This is a genomic window from Psychrobium sp. nBUS_13, from assembly GCF_051201665.1.
In the GTDB taxonomy this organism is placed as follows: domain Bacteria; phylum Pseudomonadota; class Gammaproteobacteria; order Enterobacterales; family Psychrobiaceae; genus Psychrobium.
Genome location: NZ_CP179210.1, coordinates 894,746 through 919,034 on the forward strand (window position 1 = coordinate 894,746; position 24,289 = coordinate 919,034).

Below are 24,289 nucleotides of genomic sequence, written 5' to 3' on the forward strand. Positions count from 1 at the left end.
GATGTTGATCACCTGTTCTCATCGAAACTGATCACACATTCTCATTCAAGCTGATCACCTTTTCTCATTGATGTTGATCACTGATTTTAGCTAGGCTAATTTCAAATGACTGCTTTCAATACTGCCATTTTGCATTGTTATAACCGCATAATGTTTACTCCATTTTTATCAAGGAGTCGTTATGCCAGCAGAGTCAATATCAATGCGAAAACTTAAAGAAATACTTCGATTAAAATATGAAGCCAAGTTATCACACCGTAAAATCGGTACAAGCTTGTCTATCTCACCAGGTACTGTATCGACCTATGTCAACCGCGCTAAGCTCATGGGTATAGAGGAATGGCCGTTGCCACCAATTTGGGACGACATCAAACTCAATAAGTGCTTTTTGCAAACCAAAATCCAACCTAGGACTGCGATCCCGCTGCCAAACTGGTCACAATTCAATAGTCAATTAAAGGGTAAAGGCGTTACTAAACAGTTGCTGTGGCAAGAGTATGTCGAGCGAAATGCCACTAATCATTATAGCTATCCGCAGATGTGCCGTATTTACAAAGACTGGCTGTCACGTCAACAACCGTCGATGCGACAGATTCATAAGTACGGTGAGAAGTTGTTTATTGATTACTGTGGCCCAACAATCCCCATTGTTAACCCACAAACTGGTGAATTTCGCGGCGCACAAATATTCGTTGCTGTGATGGGTGGTACTAATTTTACCTTTGCTGAAGCGACGCTATCCCAACAGCTTGAAGATTGGGTAATGAGCCATGTTCGAGCATTCGAGTTTTTAGGTGCCATTCCCGATATTATTGTGCCTGACAATTTGCGTTCAGCGACAACAAGAGCATGTAAATATGACCCTGACTTAAACCCAACATATCAGCAGCTTGCTGCACATTATAATGTAGCAATCATTCCAGCAAGACCGTTGCGGCCCAAAGACAAGGCTAAAGCTGAAAATGGTGTGCTGATCGTCGAACGCTGGATAATGGCGGTATTACGCCATGAAACATTCTATAGCTTAACGCAGCTCAATCAGCGGGTCAGCCAATTACTTGTGAAGTTAAACACCAAGCCTTTCCAGAAACTGCCAGGAAACAGAACAACAGAGTTTAATACCCATGAGCTGCCCGCCATGAGGCCTCTTCCGAGACACGCTTACCAGTACACCTACATAAAAAAGGTCAAAGTAAATGTTGATTACCATATTGAAGTGAATAAGCACTATTACTCAGTGCCGTATGGGCTACTTAAAAAGCAAGTCGAGGCGCATGTCAGTGATAAGACTGTAAAACTTTATTATCAAAATCAATGTATTGCCCAGCATCTTCGTTCAATCCGCATCGGAGGTTACAGCACTCAAGTGGAGCATATGCCTAAGGCGCATCAAGATTACGCTAAATGGACGCCAGATCGCTTAAAACAATGGGCGAGTACGCTCGGTGAGTATGTCTCGCAGTGGGTCGACTATCAATTGCACAGTAAAGCTCATCCACAACAAAGCTATAAAGTCTGCTTTGGCTTACTGAGCTTAAACAAGGTCTATTCAAAAGAGCGCCTAAACGCGGCATGTCAACGGGCCCTAGACACTGGAGGTTACCGACTAGCAAACGTAAAAATCATACTGAAAAAGAACTTAGACCAAGAAAAACGTGAACCTAAGCAAATCGATCTATTGGCAGATATCAAGCATGACAATGTCCGTGGACAAAACTACTACCATTAAGGGAAATATGATGAATATCGAATTAACTCAACAGCTTAGTAATTTACGTTTAAGCGTCATTCTCAGCAGCCTAACGCGCCAAGAAGAGCAGCCACATTTATATAGTGACTTAAGTTTTCATGATCGGTTATCACTATTGCTGGGAGAAGAAATTGCAACCAGGGAGCAACGTAAGATAGAGCGCCTAGTCAAGTATGCTAAATTTCGATTGGCTGCTCATCCAAGTCAAATCGATTACCGAGCGAGCCGTGGCATTGTTAAATCACAAATTAGCAGCTTGCTTGAAGGACATTGGCTTGAGCACCATCAGAACCTTATTTTTACCGGCGCGACAGGCTGCGGCAAAACCTTTTTAGGCTGTGCTATTGGGCATTACTTTTGCCAACAGGGCATACCAGCACGCTATTACCGAATCAAAGGGCTGCAAGAGCAGCTACGGCAAGTTCACGGCGAGGGAAGTTATCCTCGGTTCCTTGCCCAGCTCAATAAGACACCGATCTTGATCTTGGATGATTGGGGAATGGAAATGTTGACGAGTCAGCAGCGCAGCGATCTTCTAGACATAATAGACGCACGACACGAACAAGGTTCAATGATCATAATGAGTCAGCTGCCTGTGGCTAAGTGGCATGAACTGATCGGTGAAGCCACCTATGCAGATGCCATTATGGATCGGCTTATTCATCGTTCACAGCGTTTTGAGTTACAGGGAGAATCAATGCGAAAATTAGAAATGAACTTGACGGAGACGTCGTGATCAATTAACAATGTTACCGAGCCGCAAAATGGCACCGAAGAGTGATCAGTATGGATGAGAACAACTGATCAGCTTCGGTGAGAATGAGTGATCATCTTCATGAGAATACACACCTTTCGTAAAAGGCAATAAAAACGATTTCAACGATGCTGAAGGCATTACTGAAGCGGCTCAACGACCAAATATGCGATTTGTGCCGATCAGATGCATTGAGCAACAAGATATTCAGAATTTTCACCGCCAACGTGAGCGTATAAAGAAACAGAGAAAAGCGTTAGTGAGCCAAATTCGTGGTCTACTTGCCGAATATGGCATTGTCATTGATAAAGGTCTAAAAGCGGTACGAGAAGCGCTTCCTGAAATACTGGAAGACTTTGAAAACAATTTAACATGTCTAACGCGGGATTTGTTTGCTCAATTACTTGAGGAACTAAAAGTGATAGAGCAGAGGTTTCGTGGTTGTGAGAAACGGATAATAACGCTTAATAAGGATAATTATACCAATTGCATTAAATATTTGGAGGGCGTTCAACATTCTGTGTCAGGCTTAATTTTCTAAATATCAATGACGCTATCTAAACGTCCCTCAAAATATATCGCCAACTGAGAAACACACAAGCTCCAGTTATGGATTGGCATCGTCCATTTCTCAGAAGCATTCAATATGCCAGCATACAACAGCTTCAACAAGCTATTTTCGTTCGGGAATGCGCCTTTTGTCTTCGTTAACTTTCTAAACTGACGATGAACCGCCTCAACGGCGTTCGTGGTATATATCACCTTCCTGATGTGCTCAGGGTACTTAAAATAGTGAGATAGATTGTGCCACTTCCTGCGCCAGGAATTAATAACCAGCGGATATTTTTCGCCCCACTTCTCTTCTAGTTTATCGAGTGCTAATTCAGCTGCTTCCTTTGTGGGTGCACGATAGACAGGTTTTAAATCGGCCATAAAGGCTTTCTGATTTTTAGACGCGACGTACTTAAGTGAGTTTCGAATTTGATGAATGATACAAAGCTGTGTTTCTGTCTCAGGAAAGATAGCTGCTATGGCTTCAGGAAAGCCGGTTAGCCCATCTACGCAGGCAATAAGAATATCTTTAACACCGCGATTATTAAGGTCGGTCAGCACTGAAAGCCAATAATTAGCCCCTTCGTTTTCTGATAAATGCAACCCTAATATCTCTTTTTTACCCTGCATATTAAGTGCTAATAACGTGTAGACAGCTTTGCTGATGTAGCGACCGTTTTCTTTGACCTTATAATGAATAGCATCGAGCCAAACAATTGGGTAATGGCTATCTAATGGCCTTTGTTGCCATGCTTTAAGCTCAGGAATAAGCTTGTCAGTGACTGCGCTAATCGTTCCTGTGGCCACGTTAATACCGTACATCTCCTCTACATGTGCATTGATATCACGATAACTCATTCCCAAGCTAAACATCGAGAGTATTTTGCGATCGATTTCATCTGATAGTGAGGTTTGATTTTTCTTCACTAATTGAGGTTCAAATGTTCCATTGCGGTCTCGCGGAGTGTCGAGTTCAAAATTACCAGACGGGTGTTTGATGTTTTTACTTGTTCTGCCATTCTTTCTATTAGATTGATTATCGTTGGCTAAGTGGTGCTCTAGTTCGGCATTAAGAGCCGCTTCGGTTAATTGCTTAATCAAAGGGCCTAAGATGCCATCTTTACCAGTGAGGCTTTTACCAGCTTGCAAATCTGTTAATGCTTGCTCAAAATCAAAAGAGTTAGTCATGTGTCATTCCTGTTTTATTATATTCTACTGAAATGACACAGAATTATGAACACTCCCAATATTTGCCCACTTGTACTTGTTAAAATTAACTAAAATGGCGTTGCTCTCAATCCTAATAGCCAGCTATTAGTCAATCGAGCGCCTTGTTTTAGCTGATTTTCTCTACGCACAACAAGATCACTTACTTAATGCAATTGGTATGAGGTGTGCCAACGGCTAGATGGGATACTCGGTATTGGTCCAATAATAGCGAGCGCAACCTATGCCGCTGCGGGAGATGGCAAAAATTATCCAAAAATAGGCCGGATATATGAGAGCAAGAGATTTTTCTCTTACATCATTGATTAAATGTCTTGCAAACGGAGTGGGTCCATATATGTAAGTACTTAGGTTTTGTCGGGAACAAGAACCTGACCGTTCATCCTCGGCTCTGGCTCCTGCTTCGCTCTACCTCCTAAATCCATTTAGCCGTAAACATATCGGCTCCTTGCCGTCCATGGCATCGCCCGATACCGTTCATTCTGAACATAAAAAAGCCCCGAATTTTAAGTTCGGGGCTTTGATTGAATTGAGAGCGTTCAAGCGACGACTTGTTGTCTTGTGGGCAGTAACACGGCTGCCGTCGCATAGACTGTTAATGTAATGATGGGAGCAAATAACAGTCCGATAACAGTCGTAACTCTCACCGCCATTCTGCTGTAGCCAAACGCATTTGCAATGCCAGCACAAACGCCAAACAATTTGTTATGTTTTTTGTCTACTGTAATACGATGCCAAATACTCATAATGTTCTCCTAAGAAATCTCGTTAACTATGGATATGATGCCAGCACTCACTATCATGCCGACCACTGGCAAAAGGTATATCCATAAAATGGTGCTAGACATCAACATAATTTACGACGCCAGCTTTTGCTTTAATTGTGCTAGCTCTTTGTCGATAGACTCTTCACGTTCCATCTGCTTAAACTGAGCTTCTACAGATCGTGCTTCGCCATTGCCAACATCATAGCTTTCAACTTCTGATTCAATAGCTTCGATTTTCTTTTCAAAATGTTCAAAACGTATAAGCGCATCTTCAACTTTATTGCTATTTAGCTGCTTCTTCACCTTCAAACGCGTTTGAGCTTGTTGCTTACGAGCAAGTAACGATTGCTGTCTTGTGCGTGCTTCAACCATCTTTTGTTCAAGTCGCGAAGCATCGGCATCTGTTGTTGACAGAGCATCATTGTATCGAACTAACTCTTCTTCTAGTGCGTCAACCTGTTCAGTCGATTGCTGCTTTTGAAGCAGTGCACTGCGTGCTAGGTCTTCTCGGCCTTTACTTAGTGCTAATTCAGCTTTGGCTGCCCAATCTTTCACATTAGCTTTGGCTTTAGCAAGGCTTGCTTCTAACGTTTTGCGCTCTGCAATATGTTTTGCAGCATTAGCGCGCAGCTCTACTAATGTTTCTTCCATTTCTTGAATCAGCAGTCGTACTAATTTTTTTGGATCTTCTGCTTTATCTAACATTGTGTTGATGTTTGCGTTAATGATGTCACTGAATCTGCTAAAAATACCCATAATAATTCTCCACTATATAAAAATGTAATTCGTTGTTTATTGCTAGTTACTTAGTTGAAACTTCTTTTTTCTCAGGTTGTTTAACCGTTACTGTGACCTTTGTTTTTGGTGCATTGTCAGTAACGCCTAAGTTAATCAATGACTGTTGAATGTTTTGTTCCATGTCCCAATTAACCTGAGTAACCACTTCGCTAACTTGGTTTGAGAATGCATTACCAAGTGTTGCCATTAAGTGTTGCTTTGCTTTTTCAGATAACTCTACCGCGTTAACGCTACTTCCTAATCCAGCGATAACCAATGTAGAAGCTAAAGCGATATTGCGTAATGTGTTTTGTAACTTAGTCATGATGGACTCCATGTTTTCAAATTAAATTAATGGTTGGCGTTTATTGTGCCGTTTCTTGATTTACTTATTGCACCCTGCGTGCCAAAACAGAAAAACAATTTAAAAACAACAATTTAAACATAAAAAACAAAGTAAACATTAATTTAAAATACAACTCACAAGGCAATAAAAACCATTATTTGGTTTTTTTAACCACAATTAATTCAATTAATATTTATACAGTTATTTTCTTTACGCGAAAAAAAAGAACGGCCAATGGCCGTTCTTTAATGAGAGCAATAATGAGAGAGGAGGGGCTATTCTTCGAGTCGTTTATTTCCCGAAATAGCTATCGAGCGTGGTTTCATCGCTTCAGGTACTTCTCTTTTTAAATCAATATGTAATAAACCATTATTGAGATCAGCAGCTTGCACTGTTACATAATCTGCCAACTGATATTTTCTTTCAAAGCCGCGCTCTGCAATGCCTTGATATAAAAATTTACTCTCAGAATTTTCTTGCGGCTGTTTAGTGCCTTTGACTAACAATGTATTTTGATGACTGGTGATTTCGAGCTCAGGTTCGTCAAATCCCGCAACAGCTAATGTAATGCGATATTCATCTTCAGAAAACTGTTCGATATTATAAGGAGGGTAACCTTGGTTATTACTCTTGTTACCTGTTTCAATCATTGACGCTAAACGGTCAAAGCCAATAGCACTGCGGTATAGTGGTGATAAGTCGATAGTACGCATAATATATTCTCCTAAGAAGCAATATGGTAGCTCTTTGCCGAAAGCATTTCGGTGGCTACAGTTGTAAAAGGCCAGCTCTTGCTGCACCTTGATTATTAACATCACTAAGTGACTGTTAACGGTTGTGACAAGTTTTCCTGTCACTAATTACTTAATATGGACGATATTTATACTTTCAAGGGCTACTTTCTATTTATTACGTTTTTTTAGATAATCCATCTAATATAGAACACTGACTTTGTTCGTCGCCAGCACAGGCATCATGCAGGGATTCAAGGTTCTTTACTACATTATTGAGCTCATTTATTTTTTCTTTTAATGCACGGATTTTTTCACTCGTAAGTGCTTTTACTTCTTTGCTTGCTCTATTATTATCGTTAAATAACGCTATCAACTCTTTCGATTCGTCGATGCTAAATCCGGCAAATCTCGCACTTTGAATTAGGCGAAGCTGCGCGATATTAGTCTCATTGAACTGACGATATCCATTGTTCGCACGACTAACTGAGCCGAGCAGTCCAATATCATCATAATATCGAATTGTTTTTACAGGCATCGCTAGCAGGCGACTGACTTGTGTAATGCTCTTCATAGCTTTAACCTTGATATTTTAAATATAAAGCATTGCCAAGTACTGTCACACTCGACAATGCCATTGCTAATCCTGCTAATTGCGGAGATAAATAGCCCAGAGCAGCTGCAGGTATTGCAACAGTATTAAACATAAATGCTAACCATAAATTTTGCTTTACCGTTTGCCATGTCTTTCTTGCGATATCAATAGCGGTTGCCACAAGCCTTGGATTATCCTGCATTAGCGTTATTTGCGCACTACTAATTGCAGTTTGGGTGCCGCCCCCCATCGCAATACCTAAATCGGCTTGTGCAAGCGCGGGCGCGTCGTTAATCCCATCGCCTACCATAGCAATTCTTACACCAACTTCTTGATTTTTAGTGAGGTAGTGTTGTTTTTGAAATGGCGTCTGTTGAGCATAATGTTCAGTAATTGATAAAGATTGGGCAACTAAATCTACGCTTTGTTGATTATCACCACTTAATAACACGCTTGATATATCAAGCTTAGCTAATTGTACGACGGCTTCGTTACTTTGGGCACGTAATGAATCTTCAAGAATGAATTGAGCTAACACCCCTTCACTATTAGCAAATAACACTTCACTGCCATTGGGTATTTCAGTAAGCATAGAAAGTGTTACACCGTGCTTTTCAAGTAATTGACGATTACCCAAAAAGAAACGCTGTTCGCCTATATCTGCAATTATTCCTTGGCCAGCAATGACCTCAATTGAAGAACTTTCTATGACTGAAGCATCTTCTAACCAGGGCTGGCGAGCAATTGACAATGATAGCGGATGATCACTATTGCTAATGAGTGCCTTTAATTCATTAAGCATCGGTGTTTTAGTAAACCAATGATAATCCGTCACTTGAGGCTGACCTATTGTTAACGTGCCAGTTTTATCAAAAACAACTTTTTGTATGGTGCCAGCAATTTGCAATGCTTTGGGATCGCGGAGCACTATGCCTTGCTTTGCTGCCAATCCGGTTCCAACAACAATAGCAGCAGGTGTCGCTAATCCTAATGCGCAAGGACATGCAACCACCAATACCGCAACGCTATTAATCAGCGCGATTTCAAAACTTACGCCAGCAATAAGCCAACTGATAAAAGTAGCTGCTGCAATCATTAAAACGATAGGTACAAACCATGCTGCCACTTTGTCGACTAAGCGTTCAATCGGCGCCTTAGTACTCTGCGCTTGCTCTACCATCGCAATAATCTGTCCTAGATTACTTGCGCTGCCTATAGCACTAACTTTGAGCTCAATCACAGCATGTCCATTAACAGCACCAGCAAAGACTTCATCGCCAATAGTTTTTGCAACGGGTAAATGTTCGCCGCTGATAAAGGATTCATTAAATTCACTTTTACCATTGATAATAGTGCCATCTACAGGTACTTTTGCACCAGCCATGACACGGACTATAGCGCCTTCTTGAACATCCTCAATAGCAATTCGAGTGATAGCACCATTGGCCACAACATTGGCAGTTTGAGCTTTTAACGCAATAAGCGACACCATCGCGTCACCAGCCGATTTCTTTGCACGATCTTCAAGCCATTTACCTATTGAAATAAAAGTAATAATGACAGCAGAGGATTCGAAATAAAGTCCCCCTTCACGACCCAACCAGAATAAGAGATAGCAACTATAGAAATAGGCAGCACTGGTTCCTAGTACAACTAAGGTATCCATATTGGCGGCTTTGTTTTTGAGGCTTTGTAATGCACCACGATAAAACGGCGCGCCAATAACAAACTGAACTAGCGTTCCTAAAACAAATTCCAGCCAACCTATAAGCATAAATTCGATGCTAAAAAGCATTGCGAACATCGGTGTTATTAATGGAAGAGTTAGCAAGGTTGCGGCGATTAATCGCCATGGTTGTTCCGTTCGCTTAGGTGATGATTGTAAATCACTTTTCAATTGGGCTTGATAGCCTTGGTCACTCAGTGCTTGAATAACTTGTGATTGAGAAACAAGATCATTGTTGCGCTCAAGTGATAACTGATTAAGCGTGCTATTGGCACTGACATTGGTAAGCCCTGTTATCTTACTGAGTTTCTCTTTAGTTTTATTCGCACAGCCACCACAACGCCAACCTGTAATCGAATAAGTCTCTTGCGTATGTATCAATTGGTAGCCTGCGCCGACAATGGTATCGATAACCTCATAGAGTTTTGAAGGCTGACATTCAAATTGGGCTTGTTCATTAGTAAAACTCACATTGGCATGCACATCGGCAAGCTGATTGAGCTTTTTATTAAGTCCATTGACACAGTTGTTACAACGAAGCCCGCCAATTGATAGTGAATATTTAACAGTGAGATTTTCAGACATAAGAGCCTCTATTTACGAAACCGTTTCCCTATTTATTTCACCACTTTAAAGCTTCTAGTAACAGGAAGGTAAAGTCTAAAGTGAAATCAATAAAATTACGTTCTAACATACTGATAATTGATTATTAATTTTACCACTGATAGAGTAAATACATTACCAATACGCAGGGAGAAATTATGTTTATTTTGATGGGCGAAACCGAAAAAGTTGCTCCGGTTGAGCAAGGAAATTTTGACTGCCCAACATGTAAAAGCCAACAAACATATGCTCATCATCAATCAACAGCGTATTTCACAGTGTTTGGAATATCCGTCGCTAAACTGAATTCACTAGCGAATTATGTAATCTGTCAGCAATGCCATTGTTGCTTTGATCCGCAAATTCTTGATAAGCCATCACAACATTCACAAGCACTTGACCATATGGTTTTATTTCGAGTTCTTAACTACCTGCTGAGCGGTTATGGCGATACGATTCATTCTCGTCAGCGCTTACAGCAAATTTATCAAGAAACAACCAGCAACGAAAAGTCGAATATTGATATTGATAATGAGCAATCAATAATCAATTCAGGATCAGCGCCAACATTACCCTTTTTAACGCAATATAAGCATTTATTAAGTTTGGAAAAAAAGCATCAGATAGTCGTAGCAGCTTTCAGCTTTGCTGATGGTTCATGCTTAATGGAGCATCACGATCGCGTGAGACTTAATACGATTGGTTCGTCTCTTGATTTAAGCTTACCGGAAATTGAATATCTCATAGTTAACAACCAGTGATAGCGGGGATGGACTTGGCCTGTTAAAATGACGACTTCTTTAATCCAATAATAAAATAACACATGAGCCAATTAGATAAATCAACGCAAGATGCACTAGATGCCGCTACATTTCGCCGTTTACTATCACACTTAGATAATAATAAAGATGTTCAGAACATTGATCTGATGATTTTGGCTGACTTTTGTCGTAATTGTCTTGGTAAATGGTATAAAACAGCGGCTGACGATCACGGCGTTGAAATGACAGACGATCAGGCTCGCGAACGTGTTTATGGTATGCCATATAGTGAATGGAAAACTAATCATCAACAGCCTGCAACCCAAGCGCAATTAGATGCTTTTAATGCTAAGAAAAAATAATGAGTTTAAGTATTAATCAACAGCAACTTGTTGAGCAATTTTCATTATTAAAAAGCTGGGAAGATAAATATCGATTTATTCTAAGGCTGGGCAAATCGGTACCTGCGATGGATGATGTGTTAAAGGTTGACGATGTTTTACTTAATGGTTGTGAAAGCAATGTCTGGTTCTACGGTGAAGTTGTTGACGATAGATTACAACTAAACATTTACAGTGACGCAAAAATTGTGCGTGGGCTCATTGCTATTATTTGCGAGTCTTTTCAAGGCTTGGCCTTAGATAAGGTTGTCACCTTTGATTGCGCTCAATTCTTAGAGGAACTTGGATTGCTCTCTCATCTTAGCCCATCGCGTGGTAACGGCATCCGTGCCATTATTGAGCAAATAGCAAAAGTAGCTCAAACACGTTAGTTATTTGGCCACTGTGGTTAGTTTTTTAATCACTCGCGCGACAGCGACAAAACCAAAGCTTGCCGTAACAACAGTTGCGGCCCCAAAACCGCTAGCACAATCCATTTTCATTGGACCATCTGCTTGTGATTTCTGTGCACATACACTGCCGTCACTCGTTGGGTACATTAAATGTTCGGTTGAGAAAACACATTCTACTTGAAAACGACGTTTGGGATTCTTCGAAAAATTATGAAAGCGGCGCAATTCACTGCGTACTTTGGCGGCTAACGGATCTTGAACTGTTTTTGCTAAATCTGCAATTTGAACCTGAGTAGGATCTTGTTGACCACCTGCACCGCCAACGGTGATAATTTTAATTTTATACCGTTTACAATAAGCAATTAACGCGACTTTTGCTTTAATGCTATCAATAGCATCAATGACATAATCCATATCTTTTGTGATTAATTCACTTAGATTATCAGCATCGACAAAGTCTTCGACTTCATTAATTTTACAATCAGGATTGATGCCGCGAACGCGCTGCGCCATTACTTCGACTTTTGATTGTCCAACAGTATCAGTCAATGCATGAATTTGACGGTTAATATTAGTTGTACAAATATCATCTAAATCAATCAGGGTAATTTCGCCAACACCACTGCGAGCAAGCGCTTCAGCAGCCCAAGAGCCGACACCGCCAATACCAACAACACACACATGAGATGACGCAAGTTTTTCAACAGCTTCATTGCCATAAAGTCGTTTAGTACCGCCAAATCGTAAATCAAATTGCTCAGACATAATCACATCAACACTATTGCTAAATTCTAGAGGGATTGGAATGGCGGCGATTATCCGATTTTTCGACGGTTTAGGCCAGTGAAATCTAGTCTTGTTGTTGTGACCAAGTTATAAATTTTACCACGGGGTAAGGTGATATAAGCACGCCACCCAAGCCTAACGCACTGCTAACAGCAACCATCCCTGAAACTTGCTGTGTTTGCTCTGTCAATAGCAATAGGTAGAGCCCAACACCAATCAGTGCTAGGCCTGCTAAATGTAAATAAAAAAGACTCGAAGCATTAGGGTCTGTTGCTCTTTTGAGTGTGTTTTTGCAGCAATTTGTTTGGGGTTTCTACTAAGGCAGAGCCTATGTGGTGTAGCTGGCTCGATAATAGCTCCTGCATTATCCTAATGGGCTACATCCATGTAAGCAAAGGCACAATATTGATATAACTACAGAAGAGCTAATCGTCGTGAACATGATAATCGATGTGATTTAGTTTTTCTTTTAATTTATTGATAATAAAGAATATTTTGATTTTTAGTGTATTTGTGTGCATAATAAACCAACAGTTACCTTGTTAATGCAATGGAGTGGGTCATGAAACCTCAAAGTGATATCGTTAATCAGCTTAATCGTGTTCTTACCGCTGAACTGACATCTATTAATCAGTTCTTTTTACATGCTCGAATATTTAAAAACTGGGGATTAGAAGCGCTTAATAGTAAAGCGTACAAAAAATCTATCAAAGATATGAAGCAAAGTGACAAATTGATAGAGCGCATTTTATTACTAGAAGGGTTACCTAATTTACAGCAACTTGGGCGACTTAAAATCGGTGAGCATACCTTAGAAATGCTCGAATGTGATTTAAGTGTGCAGTTGGAGCAAAACACCTTACTTACTGATGTTATTCAGCGTTGTGAAGATGCTGGCGATTATGTCAGTCGTGATTTGCTGGTGGAAATTATGGATTACGAACAAGAATATATCGATTGGTTAGAGGCGCAATTGTCGCTAATTGAAAATATTGGTATAGAAAATTATCAGCAATCAATGATTGATAGCGAATAGGAGCTTATGATGAAAGGCGATCAAGAAATTATCGACAATTTAAACCGATTATTAACTCATGAATTAACGGCGATGGATCAATATTTAGTTCACGCAAAGATGTATGAAGATTGGGGGTTTAGTAAGCTTCATGAGCGTATCGCTCATGAATTTGAAGATGAAAAGCAACATGCTGAAGCGCTCATTGAGCGTATATTGTTTTTAGAAGGACACCCTGACGCTAGCAAACGTGATGCGCTCGCTATTGGTAAAACAGTACCTGAGATGTTGCAAAACGACTTAGATGTCGAATATCGCGTACAGGATGACTTACGTAAAGTGGTTGCGTTGTGTGAGAAAAAGCAAGATTTTCAAACTCGTAATGTATTAATGCCACTGTTGGAAGATACGGAACAAGACCATATTTATTGGTTAGAGCAGCAGCTTCGACTGATTGATAAAATTAGCTTACCTAATTATTTACAATCAGTGATGTAATATCGCAATTTCCAAAGCATGGTGTTATTTCTCCTGACAAGGAGTAAGATAACGCCATGCTTTTTTCTTTAATATTCCCTTATGTTCGATCTCTTTAGTGAATCTCCAGCGCCAGCCAATCTGTTACATCGCGACGGCGTTGTGAATTATTATGGGCCTGTCGTCAATCAACATGATGCCGATTTCTATTATCAACAATTATTGACTGATATAGATTGGCAGCCAGATCGGTCATCTATGTTTGGAAAAACAATTGAAACGGCACGTAAAATTGCCTGGGTCGGTGAGCAACCATTTCATTACACGTATTCAAATAATACTAAAATTGCCCAGTCATTTACGCCGCTTCTTCAACAATTGAAATCAATTGCACAGCGAGAAACAGGCGAGAGTTATAACGCCTGCTTATTAAACCTTTATCATGATGGCAGTGAGGGAATGGCTTGGCACAGCGATGGCGAAAAAGATTTAAAGAAAAATGGCGCGATCGCATCGTTAAGTTTTGGTGCTGAGCGAAAATTTGCATTTAAACATAAGCAAACACAGGAAACTATTTCACTTTATCTGCAACACGGCAGCCTGTTAGTCATGAAGGGGAGCACACAATCTCACTGGTTGCACCGACTCCCGCCAACTAAATCTGTCACCACGCCGCGTATCAACCTTACTTTTAGAACGATTGAAGGGCAAAATTTAGCGAGGTGAGGCTAACTAAAACATCCAGCTAGTTGGGTTTGCAATGGGTTCTTTGGCGTCAATTGCTTGGAGTCCTTTTATCATACGAATGATTAGCCAAATCACGTTAAATAGTAAGATAAACCAACCTACAATGATAATTAGCAAAGCAAAACCAATGACAAAATAGAGTAGGCCAATCCAAAAGGTTCTGATCTGATATCTAAAATGGGTTCGTAACCACTCTGGGGCTTTATCTTGTTCTAAATACGCGAGAACTATACCTACCAGGCCAGCCACTGGAAATAAGATGCTGACTAAATAAAGAATATATACCGCTTTGACACTTGAGGTACTTTTAGTGCTTGGTTCAATTGTGTTTTCCATAACGTTAATCTTGAGTTATTAATGAGTTACACATTGTAGCGACAACTTATCTAATCACCAAGCTTTATCATATCAGCCGCTTTTTCAGCGATGGCTATCACACCAGCATTGGTATTACCGGTGATTATCGTTGGCATTATTGACGCATCAACCACTCGCAGATTATCGATACCATGAACCTTGAGTTTGTTATCCACAACGCTGAATTCATCATCTTTGATGCCCATTTTACAGGTTCCAACAGGGTGATATTCCGTGTCGGCGGTTTGGCGAATAAATTCGATAAGTTGTTGATCATTATGGCTATCTAGGGGATAAATCATTTGACCTTTTATATCATAAAAACTCGAACTTTCTAGTACCTGTAACGTTTTCTTAAGCCCAGCTAATAAGGTGTCTAAGTCGTCAGGGTGAGCAAGATAATTGGGATCTATGAGCGGTGCTGAATTAGGGTTATTATCGCGCAGTGTAATAGTTCCTCGACTCTTAGGGCGCATTAAACTCGCGTGAACACTATAGCCGTGGCCCCAATGTAATTTTCTGCTGTGATCATCAACAAGTCCTATTACAAACTCCATTTGAATATCCGGTGCAGGAGAACCTTCATTAATAGTGACAAACGCATGAGATTCGGCGAAATTGCTAGTTAATTTACCTCTACGATGTCTAAACCATTGATAACTTTGGCTAAGAATATTAGCGCCGCCTGAAACACTAATCCCGAAAGTTCCAGCAGAAGTTTTAGCGCAATAAAGTGGTACAACGGTTATATGATCCTGCAAGTTCTGACCAACGCCAGGTAAATGAATACTTAATGGGATATCAACTTTTTGTAATGCTGACTCATCGCCAATACCTGATAGCATCAAAAGTTGCGGCGAGTTGATAGCACCTGCGCTGAGCAACACTTCTTTGGTTGCAGATAACACTGAGATGTCTTTTTTATGTTTAATTATCACACCGTCAACACGTCCATTCTCAATGACTAATCGTTGTACGTGTACTTTAGTTAATACGGTTAAATTAGGGCGTGTTAAATTGGGTGTTAGGTATGCTTTTGCTGCGCTGCATCGTTCACCATTATGCTGAGTAACTTGCGATAGTCGTGCACCTTCTTGTTCTTTACCATTGATATCTTGATTAATCGCAATACCTTGTTCTACACAACCCTCTAAAAATAAATTATTAACAGGGCTTGGGCATTGCAGTTCGTTAACATGGAGCGGACCGCTATTACCATGATAATCACTAGCAATGGCATGATTGTTTTCTGCTTTGATAAAATAAGGTAAGAGACTTTGATAATCCCAACCTTCATTACCTTGCGCTGCCCAATGATCATAGTCCCAGCGATTGCCTCGAATATAGACCATGGCATTGATAGAGCTGCTTCCGCCTAATACCTTGCCACGAGGAACGAAACCACAACGATTGTTTAGCTGAGCTTGAGGTGTTGTTTGATAGTGCCAGCTATTAACGCCATAAGGAACGCTTACTGCAAGAGCAGCGGGCATTTGCACTAATGCGCTACTGTCTTTTCCGCCTGCCTCAATAAGACACACATTGACTGCAGGGTCTTCACTTAAACGTGCAGCAAGTACACAACCGGCACTACCAGCTCCAATAACAATGTAGTCGTACTTTTTGTTCATTTTTATGATCACTTTGTATTAACTGTAACCATAATGCATGGATTGTTTGTGAAAAACTTGATATTTTTAGACAGATCTTCAATTCCGATGTTGATACTACTCAATGAAAAACTATATTAGAGCAACATCTCTGCAAGGTATCGATTCACTTATCAATGAGTTAGGTGGCGACGTGACGACGTTGCTGAGTCACTGCGATATCTCAGTAGAATTTAGCAATTTAGAATCACAATTCCTTGAATACCGAGATTACATCAGTTTACTTAACCATTGCGCGCAGCAACTCAATTGTTCTGATTTTGGCTTGCAATTAGCAGCACGTCAGCGCTTTGATATTCTTGGTCCGATTGCATTAGTGGCACAATCAAGTACAACCTTAGGCGACGTGTTAGCTTGGGTTGTTCAGTATTTGCATGTTCATAGTCCAGCGATAAGTATCAAGCAAACGCCGGCAGAAAATGCGAACGGTGTATTGCTCTCTTTTGATATTTTGTTGCAGCCTCTTCCTAATATTGCACAGGTAACTGAGCTAAGTATTGGGTTAATGGTGGGCGTTATACGTGAATTAACTCATGAGAAGTGGTCGCCCAATGAAGTGTATTTTCCGCAAAAGATTGCAGGAAACCAACGTGCCTATCAAAAACATTTTGGATGTTACATCGCTGAATTTAAAAACTTATCAGGCATCGTCTTTGACGAAGAAGATCTTAATCTTTTTATTAACACTCGTGATACACCGCAGTTCGAAACATCACTTAGCTATCTTAAAGCGCAAGGAGAGCAGGTTGTAAGTTTGGAAGATAAAGTGGGCCAGCTTATAAAGCCTTTGATGGCAATCCATCAATGCGACAACGATACTATTGCTCATATATTAGGGGTTCACACACGACAATTACATCGCTTACTATCAAATGAAAGTACAAGTTTTGTGAAGATTAAAAATAAGGTACGTTCACAGCTTGCCTGGCATTATTTAACGCAAAGCCAGTTACAGTTTTCACATATTTCAGATTTATTAGGTTATCAAGAACAGGCTACGTTTAGTGCGTCTTGCCAGCGTTGGTTTTCTAAATCACCAAGAGCTATCAGAAATGCTTATTCTGAATCTGCGAGGACCTTATGGCGCCCCTGATTTTTAGCTCTATACAGATTCTTATCTGCTCGTGACATTAGTAACTCTAAAGACTGTTTATTCTCTTTAGAGTTTGCAGCGCCAATCGATGCAGTAATTTTGATTTTTTGTGTTAGGTAATCAACGATTTGTTTCTCTATTGCATTGCAAATTCGCTGGCCAATATCAAAGGCACTGCTTAGATCTGTATTTGGTAATAATACCAATTGCATTAAATATTTGCCCACTTGTACTTGTTAAAATTAACTAAAATGGCGTTGCTCTCAATCCTAATAGCCTGCTATTAGTCAATCGAGCGCCTTGTTTTAGCTGATTTTCTCTACGCACAACAAGATCACTTACTTAATGCAATTGGTATAATACAGCGAACTATTCTCCCCCAATTCGTCCAAAAATATCATTAAGGGATTTAAAATGATCAAGGTCGATCATTAAAATACTGCAATCATCTCCTGAACGAGCACTACGCTGTTTTAACACAAAGAGGAACTGACTATAAATTAGACATAAATGTGCTGCAACTATTAATGTTTTATCAATTACAGCACGCTTTCCAATTTTTATTTGATTAGCAACTTACCCGTGCGAATACGCTGTGGATGATCGCCTACCTCAAAGCTGGCAATTTCTTTGCCGGTTGCAAATGAAATGACCGCAACACGATCTTGCTGGCTCACTGATACATAACAATTTTTACCATCAGCACTTTCTGTGGCCCAATAAGGTTTTGCACCTAACGGGTGCTCAGACAATTGAGCTGTTTTGTAGCTAAAAGTAACGCGGTCGACGATGGCTGCATAGCCCGACATTGTGCCTGCAACACACAACTTAGTGCCGTCATGATTAATTGCAAGACCATGATGGGCTGAATTAAGTTGGTAATCTCGCAAGCTCATTTGGACAATAAGTTCAGGCACTGGTAAATGCATCTTGCGTGTAATTTTTTGTGTTTCTAAATCATACTCAAAAAAGCCATGAAAAAATGATACCTGCAAATACACAAAGCGCCCATCTGGTGCAATAGCCATTGGCCTAACAGCATTGTCGACCCACGGATAGCCAAATTCTTCTAATTTTTCGCCAATATCAACCCGCTCTAATACTTCATAGGTTTTTGCATCAACGACTTGAAAGTAACGATCACCTTTCATCCAGTCTAACCAGCCTGACGAGAACGGGACAAATACCTTGCCAATGCTCGCATGTAATATTTTAGTACCATCTTTGGTGTAATTACTCTCATGAGGCTGATCGCCTGATTCAAAGTTGGCAACAATCTTACCTGTTGCGGTATCGATAGCATGAACCTTGCGAGCGGTTGAGGCTGAGACCAAAAAAATCTTACCATCAGGTGAAATGGCAGCGTGATCAGAGCGTGAACCTTCTACGGGCGTACGCCATTTTATCTCGCCAGTATTCACATCAAGGGCGATGGCATCGGCGAAACTTGGCCGCGAAATAAAGAGATATTTACCGTCATTTGACGGAAACATATCATCGACCATCTGGTTGTTTCCTTCGCCAATGACTTCTCGAATGAAAGTCGATTTTATACGGCGAATAACACCTGAATAGATTTCATCTAATCGCTCTTCTTTATCTGGCACCGCGTTAAGCTTTTTGATGCGAGTAAACGTATGGGGATCGTAAATATCAATGGTGCCATCCCAGTTGTTTCCAACGACGATAACATCACGTAATTCAATCTTATCGGTAGCTTGCGCCACATTAGCGAGAAATAGAGTTAAAAAAGTCATCAATACAATACGAATAGTCACAAGTAAATCTCGTCAATAATTAGTCGGTAGTGTCGCATTTTTACCATACTTAATGTTTTTTTTAAACAGGTGAATTAATCAGGTGTTTTATGATAGTGACGTATTTAGTTACAACTAAGTAGACCACATAATGTATTGAAAGGTTGTACAAAAATTAACGAAGCTATTAAAATAATGCGGCTAAAAATTTGATTATGCCGCTATTGTTATACGTATTTATACCTAGCAATACAAAATCAAATGATTAGGGTCTGTTGATCTTTTGAGTTCATTTTTGCAGCAATTTGTTTGGGGTTTCTACAAGGCAGAGCCTATGTGGTGTAGCTGGCTACACGAATAGGCGATAACGCCGTAGAAATAACAAACAAATGCTGTCCGTAGGATTCACCTAAAAGGCTTTTGCGCGGCGTTATTCGTCATTCACTGGGGTAAACCCAGCATCAATCCTCATGTCTTGCCCAAAATCCTTTTAGATTGAACAAAATTTGAACCACAAAGATCAACAGACCCTAGTAATCAATATAGATTAGTGAGCAGACAATTGTAGATTGCGCTTCATTTCACATAAGCTCATCCTACAGTTGTCTTTCCCCGTTTTTATAACGTTAATAGCTAATCTCCTATCACTGCCTACACATAGGCAACCTTGTGTTATTTGAGGAAATTATGAAATTTAAATTACTAGCGTTAACCATCGCCAGCTCTGTCACCTTATTGCTGAGTGGTTGTGGCTCTGATGATGCTGCGCCTGCTTTTCAAATGCCGCCACAATCGGTCGATTATGTTGTTATGGACACACAAACCATTACTTTCAGTCAACATTTGCCTGCCCGCGCTGTTGCGTCAGCTATTGCAGACGTGCGCCCACAGGTGACTGGCATCATCAAAGCACGTTTATTTGAAGAAGGTTCAGTCGTTAAGGCTGGCCAAGCGTTATATCAAATCGACGACACTATTTATCAAGCTAATTTAACATCGGCGAAAGCTGAGTTAGTGCGTAGCCAAGCAAATTTACGTTCGTTAAAAGCTGAAGTGTCACGTTACACTCAGCTATTGAAAGACAAAGCGGCTAGCCAGCAGCAATATGATCAAGCCAACGCAAACTACCTAGCAATGGTTGCTGAAATAGATGTTCGAAAAGCGGCTATTCACAAGGCGCAAGTCGATATTGCATACACCAAGGTGAAAGCGCCGATTAGTGGACAGATTAGTAAATCTAACATTACTGTTGGCGCATTAGTCACCGCAGCGCAATCGCAAATGTTAACGACCATTACGCAGCTCGATCCTATTTACTTTGATATGGTGCAAAGCAATACAGAACTACGCAATATCAATAGACGATTAGCGAGCGGTGAATTAAATAATGTTGAGCAAACGGCTCAATTGAGTTTTAGTAAAAACGACAACTATTCACAGCTGGGACAACTCAATTTCAACGAAGTACGAACCAATGTTAGTACCGATACCGTCACGTTACGTGCTCAGTTTAATAATCCAAAACATGAATTATTACCGGGAATGTTTGCTCAAATAGATCTTACGCAAGCGACTCGCGATAATTCAATTTTAGTGCCGCAAAGTGCTGTTTCGTTTGACAAACAAGGGCAGGCCAACGTTTTTGTTCTATTAAAAGATAATACGGTAGGCATTAAACAACTCACTGTTGGCCGTTCCGTTGGTCAAGATTGGTTAGCGCTAACAGGGCTTGAAAGTGGTGATAAAGTCATTACGACGGGGCTACAAAAAATTGGCCCGGGAATGACTGTCGTACCTGTTGCTCCGCAAGCAAATAAAGCGCAAGAAGGATAACTCATGGCTAAAAGTTTTATAGAAAGGCCAATCCTCGCGTGGGTTATCGCCATCATGATCATGTTGGTGGGCATATTATCCATATTTCGTCTGCCTATTTCACAATATCCAGATGTCGCGCCGCCGTCAGTAACCATCAGTGCATTTTATTCTGGTGCGTCAGCACAAGTAGTGCAAGACACCGTCGTGCAGGTGATAGAGCAAAACCTCAGTGGTATTGATAATGTAAAATATATCTCTGCCAGCAGTGATTCATCGGGCGGGGCGGCTATTACAGTTACCTTTAATGCGGGAACTGACCCTGATATCGCACAGGTTCAGGTGCAAAACAAACTGCAAACCGCCATGCCATTATTGCCGCAAAAAGTGCAACAAAATGGCGTTCAGGTGACTAAATCATCAAGTGCTTTCTTGATGGTTATTGGTTTTTACTCGACTAATGATCAACTTGATAGCGTGGATATTGGCGATTACATGGCATCCAATATTCAAGATCAAATCAGCCGTATTAATGGTGTTGGTCAGGTGCAGTTTTTTGGTAGTAAATACGCCATGCGCGTATGGATGAACCCTGAAAAACTCAATCAATACAAGTTGTCAGCCATTGATGTCATGTCGGCTATTCGCGCGCAAAATTCGCAAGTAGCGGCAGGTGAACTTGGTGGCTCGCCGAGTGTGCCGGGTCAACAAATTAATGCCAGCATCATCGTACAAACGGGATTAGAGACCCCAGAGCAGTTTGGCAATATCTTGCTACGTGTTGAAGAAAGCGGCGCGACTATTAAACTCAAAGACGTCGCGCGCATTGAGCTTGGTAGTGACAACTATCAAATGGTGGCTGAATTTAACGACAACCCAGCCACGGGTTTTGGTATTAACTTAGCCGCAGGTGCTAATGCCCTTGAAACGGCGCAAGCGCTGCGTGATAAAATTAAACAACTACAGCCTAACTTCCCGCAGGGCATGGAAGTGGTATTTCCTTATGACATTACCCCGTTTGTAAAACTGTCGATAAAATCCGTTATTCAAACCTTGCTCGAAGCCATATTGCTAGTGTTCTTAGTGATGTATTTATTCTTGCAAAACTTCAGAGCAACACTCATCCCAACCATTGCCGTACCTGTTGTATTGTTAGGGACCTTTGCTGTGCTATCGATATTTGGTTACTCCATTAACACACTAACGATGTTTGGCATGGTACTGGCCATTGGCTTGCTGGTGGACGATGCCATCGTGGTGGTGGAAAACGTCGAACGGGTAATGCACGAAGAGGGATTGTCGCCAAAAGAAGCCACCAAAAAATCAATGAAGCAAATCACCAGCGCCCTAATCGGTATCGCGATGGTGCTGTCAGCCGTGTTTGTGCCAATGGCATTCTTTGGCGGTTCAACAGGGGTAATTTACCGTCAATTCTCTATTACCGTAGTCTCTTCAATGGTGCTATCAGTGATCGTGGCACTCACATTAACGCCCGCATTATGTGCCACGTTGCTTAAGTCACCTGATCAACATAAAAAGCCACAACGCGGGTTCTTCGCATGGTTTAATCGTCACTTTGATCGCACCAGCAACGGTTATCAATCATTCCTATCTAAGACTGTTAATCGCAGTGGCCGCACCATGGTGGTTTATGGAATTCTAGTCGCGGTGCTCGTGGTGATGTTTCAACGTTTACCAACGTCGTTTTTACCTGACGAAGACCAAGGCACCATGTTTACTCAGGTAGTGCTGCCGCAAGGTGCGTCAACTGAACGTTCAATCAAAGAGATGGATAAAGTTGAGAAATTCTTCTTAGAAAATGAGAAAGAAAATGTCTCGTCTGTGTTCTCTGTGATTGGTTTTAGTTTCAGCGGTAACGGTCAAAACAATGGGATGGCGTTTGTGAAGCTCAAAGGCTGGGATACACGAACCCGTGACGATCAACATGTCACCGCGGTGGCAGGTCGTGCGATGGGCTATTTCATGACCATCAAAGAAGCCTTTGCCTTTGCGTTTGTGCCGCCATCAATCATGGAATTAGGCACCGCGTCAGGCTTTGATTTCCAACTGCAAGACTTAGGTGGTCATGGTCATGAAAAACTCACCGCAGCGCGTAATCAATTGTTGGGACTTGCGGCGCAAGATCCTCGCTTGATGGGTGTTCGCCCTAATGGTCTAGAAGACACCCCACAATTTAAGATTGATATTGACCAACAAAAAGCCATGGCGCTTGGTTTATCAATTGAAGATGTAAACAATACGTTCTCAAGTGCTTGGGCACCAACCTATGTTAATGACTTCATTGAGCGTGGCCGTGTAAAACGTGTTTATGTGCAGGCTGATGCGCCATATCGCATGATGCCGGATGATATTAAATATTGGTATGTCAAAAATAATAAAGGCGAAATGGTGCCATTTACGGCATTCGCGAGCGCACGTTGGGTGTTTGGTCCGCCAAAATTAGAGCGTTATAACGGCGCGTCTTCGGCTCAAATATTCGGTCAAGCTGCGCCGGGACTTAGCTCTGGTGACGCCATGGCGGCGATGAGTGAGCACGTGAAACAACTGCCTGCTGGCTTTGGTTTTGAATGGTCTGGCATGTCGCTGCAAGAAAAACAATCTGGCTCACAAGCACCGCTGCTTTATGCGTTATCGATGTTAGTTGTGTTCTTGTGTTTAGCGGCGCTTTATGAAAGTTGGAGTGTTCCCTTTGCGGTGATGTTGGTTGTTCCACTGGGCGTGATGGGCGCGGTGAGCTTTGCGCTAGCGCGTGAATTGTCTAACGATGTGTACTTCCAAGTAGGCTTGTTAACCACCATTGGACTCGCCTCTAAAAACGCAATATTGATTGTCGAATTTGCTCGCTCCTTGTACCTACAGGGGCATAGCTTAGTGGATGCAACGTTGCAAGCGGCTAAATTACGCTTACGTCCAATCATCATGACATCAATGGCATTTATGTTAGGTGTGACACCGCTTGTAATCGCAACGGGCGCTGGCTCTGGCAGCCAAAATGCGATTGGTACAGGTGTATTTGGTGGCATGTTATCAGCGACAGTACTCGCGGTTATCTTCGTGCCTGTGTTCTTTGTGGTGGTGTTTAAATTAAGCCACAGCAAGAAAGAGCAACAAGACCATACGTTTTAGGTTTGATTAAACATTTTTTTAAAAGGCAACTTCGGTTGCCTTTTTT

General features: G+C 41.2%; 25 protein-coding genes. 12 read left to right on the top strand and 13 right to left on the bottom strand.

The window, feature by feature from the left end:
- Positions 1–181 precede the first annotated feature (181 nt).
- From istA to ACMAZF_RS03995, 3 genes are all read left to right on the top strand, one after another.
- Positions 182–1,729 carry an IS21 family transposase gene (gene istA, locus ACMAZF_RS03985; RefSeq protein WP_435276182.1) on the top strand — a complete coding sequence of 516 codons (1,548 nt, stop codon included), beginning with the start codon at positions 182–184 and terminating at the stop codon, positions 1,727–1,729.
- Between the two features lie 10 nt (positions 1,730–1,739).
- Positions 1,740–2,486: an IS21-like element helper ATPase IstB gene (gene istB / locus ACMAZF_RS03990; protein ID WP_435277174.1), complete on the top strand. Its 747-nt coding sequence runs from the start codon at positions 1,740–1,742 to the stop codon at positions 2,484–2,486.
- A 184-nt stretch (positions 2,487–2,670) separates the two neighbouring features.
- Positions 2,671–3,045, top strand: a complete 375-nt coding sequence (locus tag ACMAZF_RS03995) for a hypothetical protein (protein ID WP_435276183.1) — start codon at positions 2,671–2,673, stop codon at positions 3,043–3,045.
- Here the strand turns inward: ACMAZF_RS03995 and ACMAZF_RS04000 are convergent.
- The 7 genes from ACMAZF_RS04000 to ACMAZF_RS04030 all read right to left on the bottom strand — a co-directional run bounded on the left by ACMAZF_RS04000 (position 3,042) and on the right by ACMAZF_RS04030 (position 9,810).
- Positions 3,042–4,244, bottom strand: a complete 1,203-nt coding sequence (locus ACMAZF_RS04000; RefSeq protein WP_435273936.1) for an IS256 family transposase — start codon at positions 4,242–4,244, stop codon at positions 3,042–3,044. The two genes, ACMAZF_RS03995 and ACMAZF_RS04000, sit on opposite strands and share 4 nt — an antisense overlap.
- A gap of 578 nt (positions 4,245–4,822) precedes the next feature.
- Positions 4,823–5,029: a PspC domain-containing protein gene (locus tag ACMAZF_RS04005; RefSeq protein WP_435276184.1), complete on the bottom strand. Its 207-nt coding sequence runs from the start codon at positions 5,027–5,029 to the stop codon at positions 4,823–4,825.
- Positions 5,030–5,140: 111 nt separating this feature from the next.
- Complete coding sequence (pspA, locus tag ACMAZF_RS04010; protein WP_435276185.1) at positions 5,141–5,806, bottom strand: phage shock protein PspA; 666 nt, start codon at positions 5,804–5,806, stop codon at positions 5,141–5,143.
- Between the two features lie 46 nt (positions 5,807–5,852).
- On the bottom strand, positions 5,853–6,152 hold the full coding sequence (locus ACMAZF_RS04015) for a hypothetical protein (protein WP_435276186.1): 300 nt from the start codon (positions 6,150–6,152) through the stop codon (positions 5,853–5,855).
- Positions 6,153–6,448: 296 nt separating this feature from the next.
- Positions 6,449–6,886, bottom strand: a complete 438-nt coding sequence (locus ACMAZF_RS04020) for an Hsp20 family protein (protein WP_435276187.1) — start codon at positions 6,884–6,886, stop codon at positions 6,449–6,451.
- A 196-nt stretch (positions 6,887–7,082) separates the two neighbouring features.
- Entirely contained in the window at positions 7,083–7,478 is a 396-nt protein-coding gene (locus ACMAZF_RS04025; RefSeq protein WP_435276188.1) for a MerR family transcriptional regulator, read from the bottom strand.
- A gap of 4 nt (positions 7,479–7,482) precedes the next feature.
- Entirely contained in the window at positions 7,483–9,810 is a 2,328-nt protein-coding gene (locus tag ACMAZF_RS04030; protein WP_435276189.1) for a heavy metal translocating P-type ATPase, read from the bottom strand.
- A 176-nt stretch (positions 9,811–9,986) separates the two neighbouring features.
- Between ACMAZF_RS04030 and ACMAZF_RS04035 the strand changes: the two genes are divergently transcribed.
- The 3 genes from ACMAZF_RS04035 to ACMAZF_RS04045 all read left to right on the top strand — a co-directional run bounded on the left by ACMAZF_RS04035 (position 9,987) and on the right by ACMAZF_RS04045 (position 11,361).
- Positions 9,987–10,589 carry a hypothetical protein gene (locus ACMAZF_RS04035; protein ID WP_435276190.1) on the top strand — a complete coding sequence of 201 codons (603 nt, stop codon included), beginning with the start codon at positions 9,987–9,989 and terminating at the stop codon, positions 10,587–10,589.
- A 62-nt stretch (positions 10,590–10,651) separates the two neighbouring features.
- Positions 10,652–10,951, top strand: a complete 300-nt coding sequence (locus tag ACMAZF_RS04040) for a DUF1244 domain-containing protein (RefSeq protein ID WP_435276191.1) — start codon at positions 10,652–10,654, stop codon at positions 10,949–10,951.
- A complete protein-coding gene (locus tag ACMAZF_RS04045; protein WP_435276192.1) occupies positions 10,951–11,361 on the top strand; it encodes a SufE family protein in 411 nt (136 codons plus the stop codon). The genes ACMAZF_RS04040 and ACMAZF_RS04045 overlap by 1 nt, the downstream gene beginning before the upstream one ends.
- Here the strand turns inward: ACMAZF_RS04045 and tcdA are convergent, their stop codons facing one another.
- Positions 11,362–12,147 carry a tRNA cyclic N6-threonylcarbamoyladenosine(37) synthase TcdA gene (tcdA, locus tag ACMAZF_RS04050; RefSeq protein WP_435276193.1) on the bottom strand — a complete coding sequence of 262 codons (786 nt, stop codon included), beginning with the start codon at positions 12,145–12,147 and terminating at the stop codon, positions 11,362–11,364.
- Positions 12,148–12,730: 583 nt separating this feature from the next.
- On the opposite strand from tcdA, the gene bfr (ACMAZF_RS04055) reads away from it, so the two are divergent.
- From bfr (ACMAZF_RS04055) to ACMAZF_RS04065, 3 genes are all read left to right on the top strand, one after another.
- Positions 12,731–13,204, top strand: a complete 474-nt coding sequence (gene bfr / locus ACMAZF_RS04055; protein WP_435276194.1) for a bacterioferritin — start codon at positions 12,731–12,733, stop codon at positions 13,202–13,204.
- A 9-nt stretch (positions 13,205–13,213) separates the two neighbouring features.
- Positions 13,214–13,681: a bacterioferritin gene (gene bfr / locus ACMAZF_RS04060; RefSeq protein ID WP_435277175.1), complete on the top strand. Its 468-nt coding sequence runs from the start codon at positions 13,214–13,216 to the stop codon at positions 13,679–13,681.
- A gap of 81 nt (positions 13,682–13,762) precedes the next feature.
- A complete protein-coding gene (locus tag ACMAZF_RS04065) occupies positions 13,763–14,386 on the top strand; it encodes an alpha-ketoglutarate-dependent dioxygenase AlkB family protein (RefSeq protein WP_435276195.1) in 624 nt (207 codons plus the stop codon).
- 6 nt (positions 14,387–14,392) lie between these two features.
- On the opposite strand, the gene ACMAZF_RS04070 is transcribed toward ACMAZF_RS04065, so the two are convergent.
- Positions 14,393–14,743, bottom strand: coding sequence for a DUF4870 family protein (locus ACMAZF_RS04070; RefSeq protein WP_435276196.1), 351 nt, complete (start codon positions 14,741–14,743; stop codon positions 14,393–14,395).
- 50 nt (positions 14,744–14,793) lie between these two features.
- The gene (locus ACMAZF_RS04075) at positions 14,794–16,395 is read right to left on the bottom strand and encodes a GMC family oxidoreductase (protein ID WP_435276197.1); all 1,602 of its coding nucleotides are present in this window, start codon (positions 16,393–16,395) and stop codon (positions 14,794–14,796) included.
- Positions 16,396–16,498: 103 nt separating this feature from the next.
- Between ACMAZF_RS04075 and ACMAZF_RS04080 the strand changes: the two genes are divergently transcribed.
- Positions 16,499–17,527 (top strand): AraC family transcriptional regulator, encoded by a 1,029-nt coding sequence (locus tag ACMAZF_RS04080; protein ID WP_435276198.1) that lies wholly within the window; start codon positions 16,499–16,501, stop codon positions 17,525–17,527.
- On the opposite strand, the gene ACMAZF_RS04085 is transcribed toward ACMAZF_RS04080, so the two are convergent.
- The 3 genes from ACMAZF_RS04085 to ACMAZF_RS04095 form a co-directional block, all read right to left on the bottom strand.
- Entirely contained in the window at positions 17,491–17,739 is a 249-nt protein-coding gene (locus ACMAZF_RS04085; RefSeq protein ID WP_435276199.1) for a GGDEF domain-containing protein, read from the bottom strand. The two genes, ACMAZF_RS04080 and ACMAZF_RS04085, sit on opposite strands and share 37 nt — an antisense overlap.
- A 157-nt stretch (positions 17,740–17,896) precedes the next feature.
- Positions 17,897–18,007 (bottom strand): diguanylate cyclase domain-containing protein, encoded by a 111-nt coding sequence (locus tag ACMAZF_RS04090; RefSeq protein WP_435276200.1) that lies wholly within the window; start codon positions 18,005–18,007, stop codon positions 17,897–17,899.
- Between the two features lie 80 nt (positions 18,008–18,087).
- Complete coding sequence (locus ACMAZF_RS04095; protein WP_435276201.1) at positions 18,088–19,305, bottom strand: YncE family protein; 1,218 nt, start codon at positions 19,303–19,305, stop codon at positions 18,088–18,090.
- Between the two features lie 666 nt (positions 19,306–19,971).
- On the opposite strand from ACMAZF_RS04095, the gene ACMAZF_RS04100 reads away from it, so the two are divergent.
- Complete coding sequence (locus tag ACMAZF_RS04100; protein ID WP_435276202.1) at positions 19,972–21,117, top strand: efflux RND transporter periplasmic adaptor subunit; 1,146 nt, start codon at positions 19,972–19,974, stop codon at positions 21,115–21,117.
- A gap of 3 nt (positions 21,118–21,120) precedes the next feature.
- On the top strand, positions 21,121–24,243 hold the full coding sequence (locus tag ACMAZF_RS04105) for an efflux RND transporter permease subunit (protein ID WP_435276203.1): 3,123 nt from the start codon (positions 21,121–21,123) through the stop codon (positions 24,241–24,243).
- Positions 24,244–24,289: the final 46 nt, after the last annotated feature.